Source organism: Stenotrophomonas pictorum JCM 9942, from assembly GCF_001310775.1.
GTDB lineage: Bacteria > Pseudomonadota > Gammaproteobacteria > Xanthomonadales > Xanthomonadaceae > Stenotrophomonas > Stenotrophomonas pictorum.
Genome location: NZ_BAZI01000235.1, coordinates 1 through 4,295, shown reverse-complemented (window position 1 = coordinate 4,295; position 4,295 = coordinate 1). Strand labels below are relative to the sequence as shown.

At 65.2% G+C, this 4,295-nt stretch carries 2 protein-coding genes and 1 pseudogene; 2 read left to right on the top strand and 1 reads right to left on the bottom strand.

Annotated features, from left to right (window positions below; all coding sequences use genetic code 11):
* The first annotated feature begins 367 nt into the window (after positions 1-367).
* Positions 368-1,929: pseudogene (locus JCM9942_RS11445) on the top strand (BCCT family transporter).
* 188 nt (positions 1,930-2,117) lie between these two features.
* Here JCM9942_RS11445 and ggt read toward each other — a convergent pair.
* Positions 2,118-3,824 carry a gamma-glutamyltransferase gene (ggt, locus tag JCM9942_RS11440; RefSeq protein WP_054659775.1) on the bottom strand — a complete coding sequence of 569 codons (1,707 nt, stop codon included), beginning with the start codon at positions 3,822-3,824 and terminating at the stop codon, positions 2,118-2,120.
* A 158-nt stretch (positions 3,825-3,982) separates the two neighbouring features.
* Between ggt and JCM9942_RS11435 the strand changes: the two genes are divergently transcribed.
* Positions 3,983-4,295: prepilin-type N-terminal cleavage/methylation domain-containing protein (locus JCM9942_RS11435; protein WP_157722883.1), on the top strand; the 313-nt coding region annotated here is incomplete at its 3' end.

Here is a 4,295-nt window from a genome sequence, read left to right as displayed (position 1 = left end):
CCCACCCCGTCCCACGGCTTGCCCGATCACCCTCACCCGCTGCCCCGGTGAGGGTGACCTGACTGGGATGCGTCACTCCATGCCATGTCCTCGCAGCGGACTCATCGCCCCATCGGCAACGCCGCGCAACGCCGCGCAACGCAGGACGGTGCCGTGTCAGCCGGTCACCGCCGCACCACGCCCCGTCATCGACCGCTAACAAAATGGTGACATTCCGTTCAGTAGCATGATGATCGTCGCGCCAATTCCAGTGGCCCTACTCCGGGCTCGCCTGCAGCGCCTTGCCGCGCCTGCCCGCGGAGAACCCCCTGCTGCGCAGATACCGGCTCAGCTCCCTTCAATCCCCTTTGACTGGAGAAGCTCCTTTATGGTGTTTCGTGTCTCCATCGCACTGGTTGCCCTGCTGGTGCTCATCGCCGGTATCGCACCCGGTCCGTTCAACGAGGTGGTGCAGACCGCGCTGACCGAGGTGGTACGCGGCGCCGGCTGGCTGTATCTGCTGATCGTGTTTCTGACGCTGCTGTTCCTGCTGTATCTGCCTTCGGCCGACTGGGCAACCTGCGCATCGGCGGCGAGGATGCCGAACCGGATTTCTCCCGCGCCAGCTGGCTGTCGATGCTGTTTGCCGCCGGCATGGGAATCGGCCTGGTGTTCTGGGGTGCCGCCGAGCCGATCTCGCACTTCGTTACTCCGCCCGAGGGCCTGCCACCGCAAAGCATGGACGCGGCGCGCGCTTCGATGCGCTATGCGTTCTTCCACTGGGGCCTGCACCCGTGGGCAATCTATGCGCTGATCGGGCTGGCGATGGCCTGGTTCCAGTACAACCGCAATGGACGGGGACTGATCAGCGACATGCTGCAACCGGTCATCGGACATCATCACCGCGGCTGGTTCGGCAAGCTGGTGAACATCACCGCTGTGGTGGCCACCGCCATCGGCGTAGCCACGACACTGGGCTTTGGCACCATCCAGATCGCCGCCGGCCTGCAACGGGTGTTCGGGGTGAGTGCCGGCGTCCCATTGCAACTGACCGTGATAGTGGTGGCGTTCGTGCTGTACATGGCCTCCACCGCCAGCGGCGTGGAACGGGGCATCAAGTGGCTGTCCAACTTCAACCTCGCCCTGGCGGCGGTGCTGCTGCTCGGCCCCACCGGCTTCATCTTCGATACGTTCACCACCACGCTGGGCTCCTATCTGAACCAGCTGGTGACAATGAGCCTGCGCATGTCGCCCTTCTCCGGCAGCACCTGGGTGGCGGACTGGACGATCTTCTATTGGGCGTGGTGGATCGCATGGGCGCCTTTCGTCGGCTCGTTCATCGCGCGCGTTTCACGGGGTCGCAGCGTGCGGGAATTCGTGGTGGGCGTGGTGCTGGCTCCCACGCTGCTCGGCTTCCTGTGGTTCTCCGTGTTCGGTGGAACCGCACTGTGGTCGCAGCTGTTCGGTCATGCCGATCTGGTACAGGCATTGGGCAACGGCTATGAGACGGTGCTGTTCACGATGTTCGACAGCCTGCCCGCCTCACTGCTTCTTTCCGTCCTTGCGCTGGTACTGCTGACCATCTTTTTCGTTACCTCGGCCGATTCGGCGGTCCTGGTGCTGGCCAGCATGTCCATTGACGAAGCCGGCGACCCGCCGCTGTCGCGCAAACTGGTCTGGGGCGTGGCCGTTGCGCTCATCGCCGCAGTCCTACTGCTGGCCGGCGGACTGGACGCATTGCAAAGCATGATCACCATCGCGGCGCTGCCCTTCGCATTGCTGATGGTGCTGGTGATGGTGTCGCTGTACCGGGTACTGGATGCCGAACACCACCGGCAGCGCCGCCTGGCACAGCGCACCCGGCACATCATCGAGGCATGGATAGAACGCGAACAGATGGCCCAGGAGGACGCCCGGGCCAAGGCGGAACGCACCGTGGGCGGTGATTGAGCGGCGCCCACACCTGGGCGGTGCGTGCCATCGCTGAGCAAAGCGGCCCGCCGCTTTCCGTCCGGGAACGCAGGGCGGCGGATCAGTGACACGCATGGCCTGCGTGTCTGCGAGGACAGCCCCCAAGCGCGCTTGCCTGCGCTGCCGTCAGTCCCGCCCGTTGCCGGCGGCGGCCTTCCCAGCCGGACTCAGTAGCCAGCCGCCTGCCCGTCCTTGCGGCTCTCCGATGCGCCGTAATACACCCCGCTGTCCGGGTCACGCAGGATCGCCTGATAGCCACCATAGGGACCGTCGGCGAATACCACCCGGTGGCCTTTGCGCATCAGCGCGCGGATGGTTTCGTACGGGAACCCGGTTTCCAGATTGACCTCGCCGCCGTCGCTCATCGCCAGCGCCTGTCCGGTCGGCTCGGTCGAACCTTCGTGCTGGATGCGCGGGGCATCGCCGGCCTCCTGCAGGTTCATGCCGAAATCCACCAGGTTCATCACGATCTGCGCATGCCCCTGTGGCTGCATCGCGCCGCCCATCACGCCAAAGCTCGCATAGGGCTTGCCGTCCTTGGTGATGAACGCCGGGATGATGGTCTGGAACGGCCGCTTGCCGGGTGCATAGCCGTTGGGATGATCCTTCTGCAGGACGAACATCTCGCCACGATCCTGCAGGATGAAGCCCAGCCCCGGCGGCGCCATGCCACTGCCCATGCCGCGATAGTTGGACTGGATCAGTGACACCATCATGCCGTCGGCATCGGCCACGGTCATGTAGATGGTGTCGCCCTCCTCCAGCTGACGGGGCGTGCCCGGCTGCACTTGCGTCAACGCTTTGTCTGGCGAGATCAACGCGCGCCGCTGCGCGGCGTAGTCCTTGGAAATCAGCCGCTGCACCGGCGCCGGTGAGAACGCCGGGTCGGCATAGAAGCGCGCCCGATCGGCGAAGGCCAGTTTCTTGGCCTCCACGAACAGGTGGACATGTTCGGGCGAGCCGAACGGGATCTTCGAGAAGTCGTAGCCCTCCAGGATATTGAGGATCTGCAGCGCGGCGATGCCCTGGCTGTTGGGCGGCAGTTCCCAGACGTCATATCCCCGGTAGTTGCTGCTGACCGGCTCCACCCACTCGCCGTGGTGGCTGGCCAGGTCCTCGTAGCTGAGATAGCCGCCATTGGCCTTGAAGTAGGCGCCGATGGTGCGGGCGATCGGCCCCTTGTAGAACGCGTCACGACCGCCCTCAGCAATCTGCTGCAGTGTGTCGGCCAGATTCGGATTGCGCCAGATCTCGCCCTTGCGCGGGGCGCGACCGTCGATGGTGAACTGTTCCTTGAACCCGGGATACGACGACAGCTTGGGCACCGAACGGTCCCAGTAATAGGCGATCACCTCCGCCACCGGATGGCCGTCACGGGCGTAGCCGATGGCGGGTGCGAGGTTGTCGGCCATCGGCTTGCGGCCGAAGCGCTCATGCAGCGCGAACCAGCCATCCACCGTGCCGGGCACCGATACCGGCAGCGGCCCGGTGGCCGGGATCTCCTTCAGTCCCCGGCGCTGGAGTTCGGCCAGGGTCAACGAACGCGGCGAACGGCCCGAGCCGTTGTAGCCATACAGCTTCTGCGTCTTCGGATCCCAGACGATCGCGAACAGGTCCCCGCCGATCCCGTTGCCGGTCGGCTCCATCAAACCGAGTGCGGCATTGGCGGCGATGGCCGCGTCCACCGCCGAGCCGCCGGACTTCATCACCTCCAGCGCGATCTGCGTGGCCAGCGGCTGCGAGGTCGCCGCCATCGCATGCGGCGCGATGACCTCCGAACGGGTGGCAAACCCGGTACCGGTGATGCGGTCGGCGGCAAATGAGAACGTCGCGGGAACCACGGCCATGGCCAGCAACAGCACGCTACGGATCATCGGAAGGTACCTGTCGGGAATACCCAGAAGATAGTCCAGCGCCCCGCGTTCGCCCAGCTCTTACGCGTGTCTTACGACGCTCCCGTATCTAGTCGCCTGAAACACACCACCCGCGCCAGCAACAGCGGGCACACCGGTTCTTCCAAAGGGGCTCTTCAATGCAAATCCGATCCAACCGCCGCCAAGGCGGCTTCACGCTGGTCGAAATGGCCGTGGTGCTGGTCATCATTGGTGTAATCATCGGCGCAGTGATGATCGGCCGCGATGTCCAGCGCAACGCCGAGTACACCCGGATCAAGCAGAAGTTCGTCGACCAGTGGGTGGTGGGTTACAACAGCTACCACCAGCGTTTCGGCGCCCCGGTGGGTGACAACCAGGCCGCGCCGCGGCTGATGGTCGCCGGTATCGACTTCAACGGTGCCGCCGGTTCGCTGTCCGGCGGCGACATGGCCGGCGCGACCTCGCCCGGTG